The sequence below is a fragment of the Halomonas elongata genome, from assembly GCF_029081005.1.
Taxonomy (GTDB): Bacteria; Pseudomonadota; Gammaproteobacteria; order Pseudomonadales; family Halomonadaceae; genus Halomonas; species Halomonas elongata_B.
Genome location: NZ_JAJQTQ010000064.1, coordinates 1 through 721, shown reverse-complemented (window position 1 = coordinate 721; position 721 = coordinate 1). Strand labels below are relative to the sequence as shown.

1 protein-coding gene is annotated in these 721 nt (G+C 56.2%); it reads left to right on the top strand.

The features are described 5' to 3' along the window. The first annotated feature begins 139 nt into the window (after window positions 1-139). Window positions 140-622, top strand: a complete 483-nt coding sequence (locus LU493_RS19430; RefSeq protein WP_275289456.1) for a hypothetical protein — start codon at window positions 140-142, stop codon at window positions 620-622. Window positions 623-721: the final 99 nt, after the last annotated feature.

Sequence of the window (721 nt, the reverse complement as noted above, 5' to 3'; positions counted from 1 at the left end):
CTGGGGCCGGTGGAGGAACGTTTCGGCCAGTCAGGCGCCGGCGAAGTGCCGAAGGCGGCCTATCGCAGCGTGCCCTTTGCTACTCATCAAGGATGACAGAATTATCACTCTCGGTTTCTAATTCAAGGAGGAAAATGCCATGGAATCCATGCAACAGCCCAGCGAAGTTGGTGAGCGTTTCACCATGTCATGGACGGCTTATGTGCACCCCATTATTGTCTTTATGGTCATGGTAGTGATTGGTTTGGCCCTGACCGGTATTCGCGATTGGCTGGGGGCTATCTTCATCCTGTTCTGGCTGGCCGTCTGTGTCGTCCAGATACTGACGATTCGTAGCATCGTTCTCTATACAGACGCCGAGGGCGTTTGGGTCTATCGCGGTATCTTTCCTTGGTCGAAGGGCATGTTCGGCATCAAGTGGCGGGATGTTGAGGATGCTACCTTCGTGCAGAATTTCCTCAGCTGGTTGTTCAAGTCCTATACCGTGCGGGTCGGGCATCGTTTCACCAAGGCCAGTGAAATCGTGCTGCCCCATATCCGTCGTGGGCACGATGCGGTCATGCATATCAACGAACTGCATCGGCATGCCTATACCGCAGAACCGGCCGAGAACTTGGCCTAAAACTGGTCGCTGTTTTTCCACACCCACCCGCGCGCCATCGCCGGCGGCTCGGGGAGTATTCTGATCGACGGCAAGCCAGCCGCCCTGACCGGGGATGCC

Excerpts from the sequence above, each read along its gene's own strand:
- LU493_RS19430 (WP_275289456.1), top strand. The coding sequence starts at position 140 with ATGGAATCCATGCAACAGCCCAGCGAAGTTGGTGAGCGTTTCACCATG.